9 protein-coding genes are annotated in these 19,289 nt (G+C 36.3%); 6 read left to right on the top strand and 3 right to left on the bottom strand.

The features are described 5' to 3' along the window. Positions 1–306 precede the first annotated feature (306 nt). Positions 307–1,893, bottom strand: coding sequence for a solute:sodium symporter family transporter (locus QZ657_RS09475; RefSeq protein ID WP_291966505.1), 1,587 nt, complete (start codon positions 1,891–1,893; stop codon positions 307–309). A gap of 276 nt (positions 1,894–2,169) precedes the next feature. Between QZ657_RS09475 and QZ657_RS09480 the strand changes: the two genes are divergently transcribed. From QZ657_RS09480 to QZ657_RS09500, 5 genes are read left to right on the top strand one after another with little or no spacing between them, the layout of a single operon-like run. Beyond that, positions 2,170–5,526, top strand: coding sequence for a VCBS repeat-containing protein (locus QZ657_RS09480; RefSeq protein WP_291966507.1), 3,357 nt, complete (start codon positions 2,170–2,172; stop codon positions 5,524–5,526). Next, positions 5,516–8,767 carry a VCBS repeat-containing protein gene (locus QZ657_RS09485; RefSeq protein WP_291966509.1) on the top strand — a complete coding sequence of 1,084 codons (3,252 nt, stop codon included), beginning with the start codon at positions 5,516–5,518 and terminating at the stop codon, positions 8,765–8,767. The genes QZ657_RS09480 and QZ657_RS09485 overlap by 11 nt, the downstream gene beginning before the upstream one ends. A gap of 4 nt (positions 8,768–8,771) precedes the next feature. Further along, positions 8,772–10,103, top strand: coding sequence for a vanadium-dependent haloperoxidase (locus QZ657_RS09490; RefSeq protein ID WP_291966511.1), 1,332 nt, complete (start codon positions 8,772–8,774; stop codon positions 10,101–10,103). Between the two features lie 22 nt (positions 10,104–10,125). Continuing rightward, the gene (locus QZ657_RS09495; protein WP_291960346.1) at positions 10,126–11,025 is read left to right on the top strand and encodes an AraC family transcriptional regulator; all 900 of its coding nucleotides are present in this window, start codon (positions 10,126–10,128) and stop codon (positions 11,023–11,025) included. After that, positions 11,018–11,875: a hypothetical protein gene (locus QZ657_RS09500; protein ID WP_291966513.1), complete on the top strand. Its 858-nt coding sequence runs from the start codon at positions 11,018–11,020 to the stop codon at positions 11,873–11,875. The genes QZ657_RS09495 and QZ657_RS09500 overlap by 8 nt, the downstream gene beginning before the upstream one ends. 9 nt (positions 11,876–11,884) lie before the next feature. Here QZ657_RS09500 and QZ657_RS09505 read toward each other — a convergent pair whose 3' ends face one another. After that, on the bottom strand, positions 11,885–15,607 hold the full coding sequence (locus QZ657_RS09505) for a metallophosphoesterase (protein ID WP_291966515.1): 3,723 nt from the start codon (positions 15,605–15,607) through the stop codon (positions 11,885–11,887). A gap of 57 nt (positions 15,608–15,664) precedes the next feature. On the opposite strand from QZ657_RS09505, the gene QZ657_RS09510 reads away from it, so the two are divergent. Then, on the top strand, positions 15,665–16,882 hold the full coding sequence (locus QZ657_RS09510; protein WP_291966517.1) for a Pycsar system effector family protein: 1,218 nt from the start codon (positions 15,665–15,667) through the stop codon (positions 16,880–16,882). Here the strand turns inward: QZ657_RS09510 and QZ657_RS09515 are convergent. Then, entirely contained in the window at positions 16,871–19,243 is a 2,373-nt protein-coding gene (locus QZ657_RS09515) for a GAF domain-containing protein (protein ID WP_276470977.1), read from the bottom strand. The genes QZ657_RS09510 and QZ657_RS09515 overlap by 12 nt on opposite strands. Between the last annotated feature and the right edge of the window lie 46 nt (positions 19,244–19,289).

Below are 19,289 nucleotides of genomic sequence, written 5' to 3' on the forward strand. Positions count from 1 at the left end.
ATAAAACTAAGTTACTCCTGGGCAGTATTATTACAAATACGAAGCTTTACCCAAAGATAGATAACCATATTAGGACCTTTTAAATAATACAGACCAATCAATTGTAAATGGCCAATTAAATTTTTAATACTTCAATGCGGTATGCAGCCATTTAATTAAAATAAATATCCATTATGTTAACACAAATAACGCAACATTTCTTCACACGAAAGTGAACTATTGTTGCGCTATTTGTATTTTTTTTAGCTATAAAACAAGACTCACAAAGTCATGAAACATTGCTTCTATAATCTTCAAAAGAATAAATTATCTAAATATAATATAGGTACTGACAACAACTAATGTAATTATCAAGCCAACAGGTTTTACATACTTCCAACTGGTAATATCGACCTCATTAGTATATTCTTGCACATAATCCGTTTCTCTTGGTTTTAATGTACCGATCAACAACATTAAGCCTATAGTCAAAACGAACGTTATTGCTTGTACATGTAACATATGTGGCAACCATTCTATACCTAGCCCCCTTTGCATAATAATGTAGATTACATAAACAACTACGGCAAATATTATTCCTGCTTTGGCAGCAATAGCCGGTACTCTTTTAGTTAAAAAACCAATAACGATTGCAGATAAAATAGGAATACTATATGCACCATTAACTTGTTGCAAGTAACCAAAAAGACCATCTGACGCATAATATAAAAAAGGTGCCAATATCATTGAAAACAATGCCAACATTACCCCAAAACGTTTACCTACGGCTACAACTTTAGTTTCTGAAGCTTCTTTGTCTATATACTCTTTATAAATATCCAGACCAAACAATGTAACACAACTGTTTAAGGCACTATTAAATGAACTTAAAATAGCTCCAAAAAGTACGGCAGCAAAAAAACCTACCAAAGTAACCGGAAGCACCGCAGCTACTAATTTAGGATAAGCTTGATCCGCCCTGTCCAATTGACCATCGAACATGTGAAATGCAATAATACCTGGCAAAACAACTATTAAAGGACCCAATATTTTAAAAAATGCAGCAAGCATTACTCCTTTCTGACCTTCTTTAAGATTTTTGGCTCCTAAAGCCCTCTGAATAATTTGTTGATTGGTTCCCCAATAAAACAATTGCACCAAAACCATACCTGTAAATATGGTTGCAAATGGTATACTTGACGATTCCGACCCTATAGCATTAAACTTTTCTGGATGCTCCGTAGTAAGTTTGGACAAACCTCCTAATATACTACTATCATCACTAATTGCATATAGTCCAAATATCGGTATCAACAATCCACCTATCAACAATCCAATTGCATTTATCGTATCTGAAACTGCAACAGCTTTTAAGCCCCCGAAAATGGCATAAATACTACCAATTATTCCAATACTCCAAACACAGACCCATATAGACCCCCATTCAGAAATACCCAGTTTTTCGGGCAAATCAAACATTCCGCTAATTGCTAAAGACCCAGAATATAAAACTATCGGTAAAAGAACAATTGCATAACCGCTTAAAAACAAACCAGATGTCATTGCCTTGGTAGTGGTATCAAATCTTCTCTCCAAATACGTTGGTATAGTGCTAATACCACCTTTCAAATATCTAGGTAACAAGTATATAGCACATATGACCATAGCAATAGCCGCCAAGGTTTCCCATGCCATTACCAAAATTCCATCACTGTAGGCGTTACCGTTTAGACCAACAATTTGTTCCGTAGATAGATTGGTCAACAGTAAAGACCCGGCAATTACTCCTGCCGTTAGACTACGCCCCCCTAAAAAATATCCATCAGAGGTTTGCTCATTAGTTGATCTTGTTGCCAAATATGCAATTACGGCTACTAAAATGGTAAAGCCTAAAAAAGATAAAATTCCTATCATGGGTCAAGTTGTTTGTTATTTAGTCAAGGTTAAATATATTGGATTATTTCCATTACTTCTAAAAAGTAGCCACTAAATCTCATTATTCATATTATTACGCTGTCCCTATAACGATTTCTTTAAATTTTAACGTTGACTTTTACTAAATAAGCCTAATAAATAGTAGGTATTTGGCTATATTGCAAATTATTTTTGAACGACCTATTTTACAGGTCTGCAACTCAACTTTAACAGTTCACAAAACAACTCGAAGTGCTCTCTCAAACAAACGCAACAATGAACTTTAATTTGCTTAAGATCAGCTGCCTTGGCTTATTTTTATTTCTTTTAATTTCTTGCGGATCTAATGAAAATTCAAATACATTGGAACAGCAACAGGAACCTACGCTATTCACCTTACTAGAACCTGAAGAAACTGGTATCTCTTTCGTAAACAAGGTTGCCAATTCTAAGGAATTCAACATTTTTAAATATCGTAATTTCTATAACGGTGGCGGTGTTGCCATTGGCGATATCAACAATGATGGATTAGCAGATATTTTCTTAACGGGCAATATGGAAGCCAACAAGTTATTTCTTAACAAAGGCGAAATGAAATTTGAAGATATTTCAGAATCTGCCGGAATAATGGGAAACAAGCCATGGTCTACCGGTGTAGTTATGGCAGATATTAATAATGACGGATTTCTTGATATCTATGTGAGCAATGCCGGTAACATGGAAGGCAACAACCATGACAATGACCTTTACATTAATAACGGTGATGGTACTTTTACCGAAAAAGCCCATGAATACAATCTAGCAGAAACAGGTTTTTCAACACACGCCTCTTTCTTCGATTATGATAAAGACGGAGATTTGGATGCTTACATTCTAAATAATAGCAACATACCTGTTAGCAGCCTTGGCTACGCAGAACAGCGAGAGGTTAGAGCTCAAGATTGGGAAGGCGTACCTAAGATTTTTAGAGGTGTTGGTGATATGCTGTTAAGAAACGATAATGGCAAATTTGTTGATGTTAGTGAAGATGCCGGTATTTACGGTAGCCTTATTGGCTTTGGCCTAGGTGTCATGGTGGTTGACATCAACAATGACCTGTACCCTGACATTTACGTTTCCAACGATTTTTATGAAAGAGATTATTTATACATCAACAACCAAGACGGCACTTTTAGAGAAGAGGTTCAAAAATGGACAAATCACTTAAGTTTATCCGCTATGGGGGTTGATATGGCAGATATTAATAATGACGGACTTACAGATATTTTCATAACAGATATGCTACCTGAACCGGATCAGCGTGTAAAATCTGTTATGGAATTTGAAGGTTATAACATATTTAAACTTAAACAGAGTAAAGATTTTCATCAACAATATATTCAGAATACATTACAGCTTAACAACGGCAATGGTTCTTTTTCTGAAATTGCCTATTACAGTGGGGTCGAGGCTACCGACTGGAGTTGGTCAGGACTTTTATTCGATATGGACAATGACGGACTGAAGGATATTTATATAACAAACGGGATTAACCATGACCTTACGGATTTAGACTTTGTTGATTTTTTTGCCAACGAAATTATTCAAAAAATGGCATTGACGGGCAGGAAAGAGTCTATTGATTCTATTATCAACAAAATGCCAGTTACACCTCTTCCTAACTACGCATATAGAAATAACGGAGATATCACATTCAGCAATTACAATAAACAGTGGGGTTTTGAAATACCTAGCCGTTCAAACGGTTCTGCTTACGGTGACTTAGATAATGATGGCGACTTAGATTTAGTGGTCAACAACGTAAACATGGAGACGTTTGTATATCGCAACAACTCCGAATCTCAATCACAGAACAATTATATTAAGCTTAAATTCAAAGGCAGTGACGGTAATAGGTTCGGCATTGGTACGGTTGCCCGCCTATATTACCCAAATAATATTATTGATCAAACGGTAATGCCGTCCAGAGGTTTTCAGTCTTCAGTAGAATACCCTATGACCATAGGTCTTGGAGACACCAAAACTTTAGACTCAATTCGTATTATTTGGCCTAATGATGCCACTACTAAATTAATCAATGTAAAAGCCAATCAGACCATTACATTTAAACAAGAAGATGCTACAGCGATTTTTAAAATAAACAAAACAGAAGCCCCTACCCTTTTAAAATCAATAGACAATAACACTTTCTTGGCACATAAAGAAAATAACTATATGGATTTTGACAATGAAGGTCTAATTTCAAAATCGTTGGCAGAAGAAGGTCCCGGCCTAGCGGTGGGTGATGTAAATGGAGACGGTAATGAAGATATTTATATTGGTGGTGCCAAAAATCAAGCAGGTGCACTATATCTTCATAACGGCAATGGATCACTTTCCAAACCTATTATAAAATATTTTGAAACCGAAGCACCATTGGAGGATACCACTGCTTCCTTTTTTGATTCGGATAATGATGGCGATGTAGACCTTATGGTAGGTACCGGTGGCAACGAACTGGGCATGCAAGGATCTTACGGGATTCGTTTATACATAAATGATGGCAAAGGCAATTTCTCGCTAAACACAAAAAAATTACCGAGCATCAATAAAAATGTTGCCGTTATTGCTCCTTCAGATTTTGATGCCGATGGTGATATCGATGTTTTTATAGGATCAAGAAGTGTTGTGGGCACGTATGGAGTAAACCCTGACCACTTATTTCTTTTAAACAATGGTGATGGCACCTTCACGGATATTACCGAACGTTCTGCATATGACCTTAAGGATGCAGGAATGATTACCGATGCCAAATGGCTAGATATGGATGGTGACGGTAAAGATGACCTAGTAACCGTTTCTGATTGGGGAAGTCCAAAAATCTATAAAAATTCCGGTAGAAGACTGAGCGATTCTAAAAGTTCCCTAGATAGCCTAAGTGGTTGGTGGGGCGCAGTGGAAGGATATGACCTTGATAACGATGGTGATAAAGATTTAATTTTAGGTAACACCGGTAGCAATATTCATTACAAACCCGAACCCGAGCAACCCATGAAAATGTGGGTGAACGATTTTGACAATGACGGAACCATTGAACAGATTACCACGCAAAATTATGATGGCGGCGATTATCCTCTTCATCAAAAAAAGGAATTAACTACTCAAATATTAGCGCTTAAGAAAAAGAACATTAAAGCTTCTGAATATGCTACAAAAACCATTCAAGAGCTATTCCCTAAAAATATTATTGACAATACCATCTTAAAAGAAGCAAGTATTGCCGAAACCGTAATTGCGATCAACGACGGCAATGGTAATTTCACCATTAAAATTTTGCCTCCGCAAGTTCAATTTTCCTGCATCTGTGGCATTCAATGTTTAGACATCAATAAAGACGGAAACCTTGATCTTATAATGGCGGGCAATAATTTTGAGTTCAAACCTCAATATTCCAGACTAGATGCCAACTACGGCAACGTTCTTTTGGGTGATGGAAAACTTAATTTTGAATGGCAAAACTATACTGATAGCGGTTTCTTTATAAGAAATGAAGTAAAACAACTACAGACAGTTAAAGACAAAAAAGGAAGTGAGTTTATTATCGCCGCTATCAACAATGACACTCCAAAACTGTATCTATTAAATGAAGAATAATTTACTGTACATATGTGTATTGGTTTTTGCCATTGGTTGTAAACAAAATTCAGGAAAACTATTTGTAAAGCACGCTGCCGAAGATACGGGTATCGCCTTTGAAAATACCCTTACCGAAACAAAAGACCTAAGTATTTTAGACTACCTGTATTTTTACAATGGTGGCGGTGTTGCCATTGGCGACATAAACAATGATAGTTTACCGGACATCTACTTTTCCGGAAATCAGGTAAAGAATAAATTATATCTGAACAAAGGCAATTTACAATTTGAAGATATTACGGAAACAGCAGGTGTCGCTGGTGGTAGCTCTTGGAATACGGGTACTATAATGGGCGATGTAAATGGTGACGGACTTCTGGATATTTACGTGTGTGCCGTTGTAGGGCTAAACGGTTTTAATGGACACAATGAGCTTTTTATAAACCAAGGCGATGCAACTTTTAAAGAGAGTGCCTCAGATTATGGTTTAGATTTTGAATCTTACAGCTCGTCAGCCGCATTTTTAGACTATGATTTGGATGGAGATTTAGATATGTACCTTCTTAATCATGCCATTCACACCCAAGATTCTTATGGCAACGCTCAAATTAGACATAACCGTGTTTATGAAACTGGCGACAAAATGCTACGTAATGACAATGGTAAATTTGTAGATGTAAGCGAAGAAGCCGGTATTTATGGTGGAGTAAACGGATACGGATTAGGAATAGCCGTTTCCGATTTTAATCAGGATGGCTACCCGGACATTTATATTGGCAATGATTTTCATGAAGATGATTATTATTACTTAAATAATGGAGACGGTACTTTTAAAGAGAGTCTAAAAGATGCTTTTGGACACACTAGCCGTTTTTCTATGGGTAGCGATGTTGCGGACATAAACCATGATGGCCTGCCCGATCTAATTTCTTTGGATATGTTGAGCAGAGATGAAATTGTCTTAAAATCATCTGAAGGTGATGATGACATACAAATTCAAAAAATGAAGACCGAGACGTTCGGCTACCACAATCAGTACACTAGAAATATGCTATTTGTGAACCAACCAAACGGTAAGTTCATAGAAACTGCCCTACAAAGCGGTGTAGCGGCTACAGATTGGAGTTGGAGCGCCCTTTTTAGTGACTTTGATCAAGATGGAGAGCAAGACCTATACATTAGCAACGGTATACCTAAGCGTCCTAATGATCTTGATTACATCAATTATATATCCAACGAAATTATTCGGTCAAAAATCAACAATACAAACTTAGTAGATCAAAAAGCACTAAAAATGATGCCATCGGGTTTTATTGGCAATATGATTTTTAAAGGGGCTAAAGACCTTCAGTTTATTGATGAATCTAAATCATGGATTGCACAAGACACCATTATTTCCGGGGCAACAGCTTATAGCGATTTGGATAATGATGGTGATTTGGATTTAGTGACCAACAATCTTTATAGCCCTGCAGATATACAGGAAAATACCACGAACAATAAAGCCAATTGGCTTAAAATTAAATTGGATTATCATAGCAAAAACAAATTTGGTATTGGTACTAAAGTTTTCTCATACGCCAACGGAATTCAACAGTTTAAAGAAATGTATACCGTTCGCGGATTTCAGGCATCTTCTGAACCCGTAATACACTTTGGTTATGATGGACTTAAAAATATTGATTCCCTTAAAATAATATGGCCAGATAAAAGCATACAGGTAATCAAAAATATTGCGACAAACCAAACGCTTTATTTAAGTCCTGAAAACACAGATACTTTTAATTATAGTTCGCTCAAAAAGAACGGAAATATTCTGTTCAAAAAAACAATGAACAATCTAGGCGTTAATTATGTTCACAAAGAAGATGCCTACAGCGATTATTTACGTCAAAAACTGATACCCTACCAAATGTCCGATAGAGGTCCTGCAGTAAGTATTGGAGATTTAAACGGTGATGGAAAAGACGACATATTCTTTGGTGGAGCTAAATACATTCCGTCACAAATCTACGTTCAAGGCGATTCTACATTTTACTCGAAAAATTATCAAGAAATCAAAAAAGATAGTATCAAGGAAGACATTGCCTCTATTATTGGTGACTTTAATTTAGACGGTAAAAATGATCTTATAGTAGGTACTGGTGGCGCAGATTTTTTCAATGAAATGAAACCGCTAACTAATTCTTACTACGTTTCAAATGATTCTGTTTTAACCAAAAAAGAATTTCCAGAGTTATTCGAGAATGCATCGGTTATTTTAAAACTGGATTACGACCATGATGATGATTTGGATATTATAATTTGCAACCAGTCCATTAGTGCAGATTACGGTAACAAACCCAACACCTATCTTTTGAACAATGAAAAAGGTAATTTTAAAGTAGCATCAAACACCTTTAAAAACTTAGGAATGGTTACCGACGCCATCGTTACCGATTTTAATAATGACGGATGGGAAGATGTATTATTCGTAGGCGAATGGATGTCACCAAAATTCTTTCAAAATAATGAAGGAAAATTTACAGAAATACTTCCTTTAGAAAACAAGAAAACAAACGGTTTATGGCAAGCGGTCACTAGTTTTGACATAGATGGTGATGGTGACCAAGACTATCTGTTGGGCAATTGGGGGCTTAACACTAAACTTAAGGCAACACAAGACCACCCCATGAAAATGTTTTATGGCGACCTTGACAAGAACGGAGCTACAGAAACTATTGTCAGCACTTACAAGGACGGCAACGATTATCCCATAGATGGGCTAAAGGAACTATCTAGCCAATTGGTATCGCTTCGCAAAAAATTCAACACCTATAAATCTTTTGCAGGTAAACCAATAAAAGCTATTTTAGGCGAAAACATGCTACCAAATGCGGAAGTTCTTGAAGTTCACACCTTAAATTCCGGCTATTTACAAAACAACGATGGCAAGTTTACTTTTGTACCATTTAGCTATGAATTACAGTTAGCGCCTATTATGGCCTTCTTGGAATTTGACTTTAACGGAGATCATAGGACTGAAGTTTTAGCTGCAGGAAATTACTTTGGCGTAAAGCCATATCACGGTCGTTTTGATTCATTCCCTGGGGCATTGATTAGTACCGGCAACAATATTACCTTAGCGAACAAAATAGGACTAGACTTAACAGGCAAATCGATCCGTAGCATGAATATCTTAAACGTGCGCAAAAACAAATACATCTTGCTCACTTTCAATAATGAAGCTGCAGAAATCTATAGCATCCTCAAACCATAGTATAATGAAGAAGTTTTTATTAATCATAATTGCAGGTGTTTTACTTGCAAATTGTACGGAAAAGAAAAAAGAACCTATAGTAGTAACTCCCGATCAGTTACATAATTCTATAGACCATGTCATAGATATCATGATCCATGATATTTTCTCACCGCCCGTAGCCAGTAGAATTTTCGCTTATCCTAATATTGCGGCTTATGAAATTGTAGCTCAGGTAAATCCTAAATACACCAGTCTGTCAGGTCAATTAAAAGGTCTTACGCCAATACCGACCATAGATACGGTTTCTAATATCAACCCACAATTATCTGCATTGATAGCACACATGAACATTAGCAGACAGCTAATTTTCTCCGAAGATAAATTCGATGTTCTACAGGATAGTTTATTCACCCAATGGAAAACTATAAACGAACCTGAGTTTGAAGCTTCAAAAAACTATGGCATAAAAGTGGCGGAACACATTAAGGATTGGATGAACAAGGACAATTACAGCCAAACCAGAACCATGCCCAAGTTTACGGTCAATACAGATGACCCCGCAAGATGGCAACCTACACCACCTGCATATATGGACGGTATAGAACCCCATTGGAGTAAAATTAGACCATTTGTTATAGACTCGGCATCACAATTTAAACCAATTCCACCACCACCATTTTCCTTAGAAAAAGATTCTGATTTCTACAAAGAACTCATAGAAGTATACAATATAAGTAACGACATTACTAAAAGCGGTGATGAATCAGATGAAGTAGCCATTGCTAAATTTTGGGACTGTAACCCTTATGTCTCCGTAACCAGAGGACACTTAATGTTCGCTACCAAAAAAATTACTCCTGGTGCGCATTGGATCGGAATAACAAAAATTGCAAGCAAAAAAGTGAATAATGATTTCGACGATACAGTATTCGCCTATACAAAAACTTCAATGGCAATTGCCGACGGATTCATTAGCTGCTGGGACGAAAAATATCGCAGTAACTTAATTAGGCCAGAAACATTGATCAATCAACATATTGACGAGAACTGGAAACCTATTTTACAGACTCCTCCTTTCCCTGAATATACCAGCGGACATAGTGTAGTTTCAGGTGCTGCCGCTACTGCCCTTACCAATATTTTTGGGGAAAATTTCAGTTTTGAAGACGATACTGAAACACCATATGGTCTACCTATTAGAAAATTCAATTCATTTAACGAAGCTGCGGATGAAGCTGCAATTAGCAGAATGTACGGAGGTATTCATTACCGCGCCGCCGTTGAAGTAGGTGTTGGCCAAGGTAGAAAAATTGGTGCGCTATTGAATTCTAAAATTAAGATGAAGAACAATTAAATTTTACACATAATAAACAATAATGAAAAAAGGCATTACCATTATAATAGCGGTCATATTTATTGCATTACTCTGGTATTTTTTCATAAAACCACAGGATTACCAAATAAGAGTTATAGCCAAGTCTAACACAGGAACAGTTAATCAAGCATTGAAATCATGGAGTAAAACGCTTCAAGAAGCCTCTATACGTCAAAAAGATGATTTAGCGCATCTAGAACAAATGATTGTTACCGGTGATTCTACACATATCTATAATTGGAATATTACCCCGATCAATGATTCAACCTCTCAATTAATTATCAATGTTAAGGACAAGGACCACAGCTTAACGAACAAGCTTTTTATTCCATTTACCGATACCAATTTTGAAAAGGAAGCTCGAAAAACGGTCACGGATTTTATAGAGAATTTAAATGCCCACAGAAAAGAATTTAAAGTTACTTTCCTAGGTGAGGACCATTTACCCTCTACGTATTGCGCCTGTGTTGAGCATAAAACTACGCAAAGCAATAAAGCTTTTGGAATGATGGAGAGCTATCCATATATTAATTCTGTTATCGCCAGTAACGGAATTCAGGTAAATGGCGTACCTTTTATAGAGACTACGGATTGGAATATGCAAAATGATAGCATTAGTTTTAACTTCTGCTATCCAATCATTAAAACAGATTCGTTACCATTTATCAAAGACCTTGTTTACAAAGAATTCATAGGTATGAAATCATTAAAGGCAATTTACAATGGTAATTATATGACTTCTGACAGGGCTTGGTATACATTAGTAGATTATGCGGAAGAAAAGAATATTGCTATAGAGAAAAAACCGATTGAATTCTTTTTTAACAACCCTAATATGGGCGGAGATGCCTTACGTTGGAAAGCCGAAATATTTATGCCATTAACAGATCAAGATGAGTAAAATAATATATTTATCCCTATTAATACTAGCAACACTTACTTCTTGTTCCAATTATGGACAACTAAACGTAATTGCCGATTTACCAGGTAGTCTATCAGAAAATTCAGGTTTGGCTACTTATAAAGATTCCACCATATGGGTAATAGAAGATGGCGGTAACAAAGATGATATCTATCAAATTAATTTTAAAGGAGAAATTCTTAAAAGTTTAGAGGTTAAAAATGGGAAAAACCATGACTGGGAAGACCTTACAAAAGATGCAGCTGGAAATCTTTACATTGCAGATATAGGCAATAATGCCAATGACCGCAAAAATTTAACTATTCTAAAGTTACCCAACCCAACCATTGAACCTGGAGACAAAATAGAGGCAGAAAAAATTGAGCTACGTTACCCTGATCAAAAGGAATTTCCACCAAAGAAAGATGCTTTTTTTTATGATTCCGAAGCAATATTCCATCATGGGAATAAAATCTACATTGTAACCAAGAACAGGTCAAAATCATTTACTGGAGAAGCACGCATTTACTCCGTTCCAGATACCAAAGGAAACTACGAAGCTTCTTTTATTGGTTCATTTACTCCATGCACAGACTGGAAAATTTGTCAAATAACTTCAATTGACATCTCCCCAAAAGGAGATAAGATCATTGCGCTCAGTTATGGAAAGTTATTCATATTTACAGATTTCACTTGGGATGATTTCACAAAAGGAAATATGCAAGAAATTGACCTTGGCGCCCGCTCCCAATTAGAATCAGTTTGTTTTCTTAATGATGACACCTTACTTATTTCTGATGAAAAAGCACATGGCGAAGGTGGAAATCTATATACCTATTCTTTAAAATAAACGATTATTCTAAAAGCCAAAACCTAGTCCGAAAGTAAATCTTGGTCCGTCTTCACTAACAAAGATGGCAGTATTTACTGAAATAATATCAGAAGCATTTAAAAAGAAACCGCCACCGTAAGAAGTATGCCAGCGACCAGAACTCATTTCTGGCATCCATACCCTACCATAATCAAACCCACCAAAAAGACCCATTGCCGTTGGTAATAGTCTAGTGCGTTTCTTTTTTAGGCTAAACCTTATATCCGTATTTTGGTAGTATGATGTTTTACCCGTAAAACGTTGATTTCTAAATCCGCGTAGACCATCTAAGCCACCAATGCTTGCGGCTTGGTAAAATTCATATTCGTTACCTATATTAAAATGCGCCTTCCATTTGGTCGCCAATACCAATCTACCACTGGGTATCAACTTATAATCAAAACTTAAGCTTGGTACAATGTACCCAAAGCTTCCGCCCTCTTTAGAAAGATTTTCTTTAAACCCAGCCTCTAGAGAGGTTTCCATACCCAATGTAGGAAATGCTTCATTGTCCCTATTTTCATAAGTATAAGCTGCATGAGCCCCAACAAAATCACTATTGGTCTCTTCTCCGTTCTGTTGATAAAATGTATTAATGAATCTATCGTCAGTTTCTTCAACACTAATATTTTCGTAGGACAATCCTAATTTGACCTTGGCACCTAATTGCCCCCTCCATACCAATGATGGTGAAAAATCAATCTGTCTTAGCTTCACCCTATTGAAATCCAAACCTAGGTCATCATCAAAATTTTCAGTATTGTTACCAAACCCGAAGAAATTAATTGCAAAATTAGGGCTTGTAAACCTTGCTTTTAATTCTGCATTCCAATTTTCAAACACATGTGCAAATTCTCCTTGATACTTAAAATCAAATCCGCTTGTGGCAAAATAATATGACGCTCCAAAGGTGTGCTGTTGCGTAAAAGGATTTTGCCTAAAACCATTATAAGTATAGGTATTTACAAAACCTATTCGCAGACCATCATCTGGATTAAAGCCTATGGTAGGGATAATTTGGTTAAAGCTACTTCTTAATTTTAATGGCTGATAGGTGTTTAACTCGTAATCATCTGACAATTTTACTTTTGCACCACCTGTTTCCTCAAAAGTGTTCTTTTTGCTCTTAAAATCATACAAAGCCACATTTTTACCATCTTCTACCCTGTAAATGTCATTATTGTGACCACCGATAATACGAACCTTTACACCAGAATAATTATCTGAATTTTTAACTTCAAAGATATCATCATCATCCAATCCAAAAACCCATAGCTCTTTTGTATCTTCTTTTGTAAAAACCTTATCATAAAAAAGTCGTTTTTTCTTATCACCAATATTTCTAAAAACCTTTACCTCGGTCTCTTCATCGCTCAGCCTATTAATCTCGAACCAATCATCTTTATCTGTCCCTGCTACTACAGCATATTTATTCAATATCCGATAATATTCGTTTGCAGTTTCTTGAATATGTCCTAATCTAGCCAATAGAATCCTTTTAATCTCATCTACCGTTTCATCACGTACTTCTTCAGGAAAAGACAAAAATGCTTCATCTATGTCACTTGGCTTTAGATGTTCCTGTAAGTACTTTGCCTGCTCTAACCATTGGCTTTTTTCCGTTTCGCCCAATAATGTCAAATCTAAAACATAGGTCATTGGCGATGAATTAAAACCTTTTACACTTCTAATATCTTCATTAAAACCCTCCATTAACCGTAACCCAGGTATTATACGCGTAGCAATTTTCATTAAAGCACCATCACCCATTTTTGAGAATACCTGATCACGATCTCTTGGCACTGGTCTATAAATGGTTTTACCCTTTTCTTTGTCCTTGAATTCTGCCCAACGCCACTGGTCTACATGACGATCCCAATCACCTAGAACCATATCAAAAAGACGCGCTCTTAGGTACAAGTCTTTATCAACTTCATATTCTTCATCATCACGAAGATCTTCAAGCATACTGTCAGTACTTTTTAAATCATTAGAATTTCCAAAACTTGCCAAATCTCCATGGCCATCCCCGGTATGCTCTTCGATCATATATAGTTCATCACCAAAAGATTCATTATAGTTTTTCAACGCCGGTTGTTTGGGAACATAATATAAAACCGGATTGGTATGGTAAATACCTACGGCATCAGATAATTTTGCAGTGGTAAACGGTCCATAAGGGTGTGATCCCGTGTAAAAATCCTGTAATATTTCTTGGGTATAGGTTTCTTTTAGATCATCTAGCACATATTGGTCTTGAAATGCCATAGATTGTAGATATAATTCTGCACTCTTTCTTAAAGCTCTCATCACATACTCTCTACCATCTTTTGCACGCAAACGCAAAGATTTAGATTGATGTCCGCCTCCTTTCTTAACAGGCTCCAAGCCTCCCATAAGCGAATCTAAATTTACGGTCGGCACTTTTACCTCCGTACCGTAGTACTTACGGTAACGATCACCCCATACGCCTTTATAAAAGCCGCTTTTATCAATTTCTTCTTTTGTATATACAGATGCCTTTACGCTATCCGGAAACTGTTCAGAAAATTCACCTACATATTCATTCTTAACAGGGGGCAGCACTTCATTAGTAAATAAAAACTCTTCTTCATCATTTTCGTCTACTCCATAAAAGCGCACTCTAGAGGAACCATCTTTATACACTTCCAAGGTAGCATAGCCCATTTTACCCGTATTAAACTGAGAGCCGTTCAATAAACGTGTAAAGCCTTTTTTTGCTCCGGAACCACTCACAATTTGAGGTGTATTGTTTTCAACAAAATACTGCAATGTATGTTCATGGCCAGATGCAAATATTACACGGTCAGAATACTGTGCCAAGGTAGTTACCCTATTCATCAATTCTCTATAACGCTTGTTGTTCACATCTTCTACAGACGCCCCAGATGTAGTTCTTAATACATTGATAAAAGTGCCTAGAACAGGAACCGGCACTGCCATTTTTTTTGGGTAGAATTGTTTTCTTAGCGAGTACTGCCCTCCATGCTCTCCATAACTGTTAGATGGGTGGTGCATGGCTATTACCGTGGTGCGATCTCTATAATCTTTTATGGCATCTTCCAATTCCAGAAAAAACTTGTCCCTACTCTTGATCTCACATTTATCATTAATATCCGGGCGTTTGTCCCAATTGGTCAAATACCATTCTGTATCTATGGTAATTATAGCGACATCATCACCTATCTCCACAACATCTATAGGACATCCGTTTTCTGGTAAAAAGGGATCCTTTTCTTTTTCTTTAAGTGCTTTTTTAACATAGTTTTCCTCTCTTTCAAGACCTACCAAACCTTCCGTATACCAATCATGATTACCAGGAATAAAAAGTGGCCTTCCCTTAAAATTGGTCAATGTATTAAGTTGGGCATCCAAATGATTTTTTGCGGTTCTATATGCTACGGTAGAGTCTTTAGGGTCCGGCAACCCGGCCGGGTAAATATTATCGCCTAGAAATATGGCCGTGCTATTCTTTTCTGCCTTGTCTAATCTATTCTTAAAAATTTTCAGAGCAGGATTCATACCTCCCATAGGAGATAAACCAGCATCTCCGATCAAATAAAAGGTGTGCGATACTTTTTTTTCAACATCTACATCTATAGCAAATTTATCGTCTACATATTTAGTGTTATATGTAGCACAGCTAGTAATGAACATAAAAACCGATAGATATGCATATAATTTTTTCATAGTAACGTTGCCCTCTTTAAAATTTTGTAATTTGGATATTTCAAACCAATTTCCCTTATGTCAGAAATCTTAGATAAAACACAACAATTTGTAACTGACTTACTTACCAATGAACTGGATAAGAAGTTTTTATACCATAATCTAAGACATACACAAAGAGTCGTTAAAAGTACTAAACAATTACTGGAATCATGTTCTCTATCCGATCAAGATCAAGAACTTCTTATTCTAGTAGCTTGGTTACATGATACGGGTTACACTAAGGGAACCTCAAATCATGAGGAGAGTAGCTGCGAAATTGCAGAAGATTTTTTATCTAAAGAAGGATATGACAAAGAAGGCATAGAAAAGGTAAAATCATGTATACTTGCCACAAAGTGGAATGCAAAACCTGCTAATTTAATGGACAAAATTATCCGTGATGCAGATTCTTCTCACTTTGCACAAAGCAGTTATCTTGAAACTTCTGATCTGTTACGCGAAGAATTGAAATTACTTGGTTTAAAAAACTACAACCAAAAAGAATGGCTAGAACTCAACATTCAAGTCTTTAGAACGGACCACCAATACTATACGGATTACGCCAAAGAGAATTGGTTACCTAAAAAAGACAAAAATCTAAGAAAGCTTATAAAAGATAAGAAGTCTGAAAAGAAACTTGCTAAAAAAGAAAAGTTAAAAGCGCAGTTTAAAAGTGAAAGTCCGGATCGTGGTATTCAGACCTTATACCGTGTAACCCTAAAAAACCATATTACGCTTAGCGATATTGCAGACACAAAAGCGAATATTCTACTTTCCGTAAATGCCATTATTATATCATTAGCGTTATCTAACCTGATACCAAAATTAGACAACCCATCTAACGACTACCTTATTTATCCTACGGTGATATTCGTATTTTTTAGTGTGGTTTCTATGGTTTTAGCGGTCTTAGCGACCAGACCTAACGTTACTAGTGGCGAATTTTCTAAAGAAGATGTAGCTAATAAAAATGTAAATCTATTGTTTTTCGGCAACTTTCATAAAATGGCATTGAGCGAATATGAATGGGCTATTCAAGAAATGCTTAAAGACAAAGATTATATATACAGTTCCCTGACCAAAGATCTTTATTTTCTTGGTATTGTACTTAATAGAAAATACTCTCTTTTACGGTGGACCTATACTATTTTTATGATAGGCATGATCCTTTCCGTAATAGCATTTGCAGTTTCCTTCAAATTCTTTGGTCCCGATCGTAAAATAGAGTTATTAAGCCAGGCACTATTCTTTTAGGGCGTCCATAAGATCTTGATAGGTATAAGTCTTTTCCGGTTCTTGTTCTCTTTTATAAAGAATCTCCGCACGTATAGCCTTTAAGCCAGAAACACCTTGTAATCCCTCTAACTCTACAATTTCTATTTTATTGGTAAAGCAACCTTTGGACTTCAAAAATTTAATATATCTCAAATATTCCAATTCATCTTTCTTTTGAGAATATACAATAGAAAGCACTCCTTTTTCGGTCAGCCTTTGATCGGTGCCCTTTATGTAAGACTTATCAATTCTTTTTTTAATAACCTCATAGCGGGCGTTATAGGTGCCATCAACATCAAATTGTTTTTCATCCATTCTAAAACGGATGGATAACGACGTATTATATACCAATATCAATGACGCAGCATCTAACGGTACCGGTAACTTTGGCTTTAACGAGTAATGTGCATTTTCCATTTCGCACATGACCTGCAATTGCCACAGCCTTAAATTATTAAGATATAACGAATTGTATTCCCTGTTTTCTGAAATTGAAGCGCCAATGTACATGTTATGCTCTACACCATCGGTCTTGTAACGCTCATAATAATGAGGAAACATAGCCTGTGCACCTTCCTGTCTTTTATCAATGACCGAAGAAAGTTTTTTATTGATCAATGTTACGCTCTCATCATAGTTCTTTCTATGATCGTAATAAGAGCCCGTACCCATATCTATCTTAGACTCATATTTTAATATATGCTTCTCTATTTCTTTGTCAGACTTTTTAAGATGCTCAAAAACAGGTGATATTTCTTCATGTACAAAATCAAATATAGCTTGTTCACTATTCGTATAAAGCATTTCCTTTATACTCTCTAAATGATTGTTCACCCTAAAGATCAGCTCTTCATAAATTGGCAAATTCCACTTCTTTTGGGCTATGTTAAGCACATTGTCAATCTCAGAAAGCTGAATCATCAAATCGCGCTGAATGGCTAAATTTCTTGCTTGAGAAGAATCCTTTATATCAATTTGACCAAATAGAGGATATACATCCTTAAAAACAATTTCTTTAAACGATGGCGATTTCCCCTCGGCCTCATCGATCATAAACTTTTTAGCCTCTTCTTGAAATTTCCAGTAAACCGATGAATGAACAGAAGTACACTCGTTCTGAATGATAGCATCTATTCTATTGGTCTCTTCAACATTGGCACGTACAACGGCAGATACGATAAACGGCAAAACATCATCTAATTTCTGTGCGTTTACACCGTTAAGAACGCCCTTCTTTTCAGATACAATTTCTAACACTCCCAAAAGATCGTTCTCATAGGCAATAGGAGCAAAAATGGCACTTTGTATACCCTGTTCCTGAAGTCCCTTGTAAGGGTTCATATTACCCGTTTGCTCTACCTTACGGTCCATATCGGTTATGGTAAAGTATGAATTGTGATCTATCAGTTTATCATAAGAATCTTCACATAGTGCACTTTTACAGTTCATGTGATGTTTTCCCCCTAAAAGAAAACTATCAAAACCCATTCCCGCAACCTCTTCAAATTCATTTTTCTTAGCGTCAAATGACGCAAAACCAACTTTAATATTTGGCAACCTAAAAAATGATTTGAATGTTTCTTGCAGATCATGCATGAAGTTCGTAGGCTGTATGGTATCCTTTGAAATTAATTTTGTTTTAATATTTGAAATTGCCTGCTCCATGGTAACATCGAACAAGTTGGCGATTACAAATCCTTTAGATATAAAACTTTCAGGCGGAATCTTATCCATCCAAAGCTTAATATCGTACGGATTTGCCAAAAGCTCATCTACATCTTCTTGTGTAATCTCTTTTGATTTATTGGTAGGGATAATATCGATAAAATCCGCATTGTACAAAATGCGATAATGGCGCATTACACCATTGGCATCTGGAATATCATAGAAATAAGGGCGACTAAAATCTAAATGGTAACCATAGTAGAAGTTCAAAACCACAACACAGCTCATGATATAATCCATATCATCACCAACATTCCTTAGTTCCGGTTCGTAACCATCGCCTGCCTCTTCAATTATTTTTTGAAATCGTTTAGACGACTTTATAATGGTATCCTGATAAGGTAAGGTTGCCACCTTTATCTCGTTACCACTTAATGCCTCTGTAAATGTATCTTGTAGAATACGATTTATTATATCTTTATTTTTCTCTAATAAAGTAAAGTCCGAAAAACCATTGCGTAGTTCAGGAAAACCCTTTTCAGTAGACAAAATACGTTCAGCGGTGGCCGCCAAAAAAGGATCGTCACCCTTCAAATGTTCATCATACTTCTGTAGAAGTTTTTCAAAACTTATGAGGTGCTTCACCGGCATAATCTTTCTCTCGTGCTTTCCCATGGTTTAGTTAGTCTACTAATTTGACGTAAAGTTACAAAACCTACCA

This window comes from Maribacter sp. (assembly GCA_020629415.1).
GTDB lineage: Bacteria > Bacteroidota > Bacteroidia > Flavobacteriales > Flavobacteriaceae > Maribacter > Maribacter huludaoensis.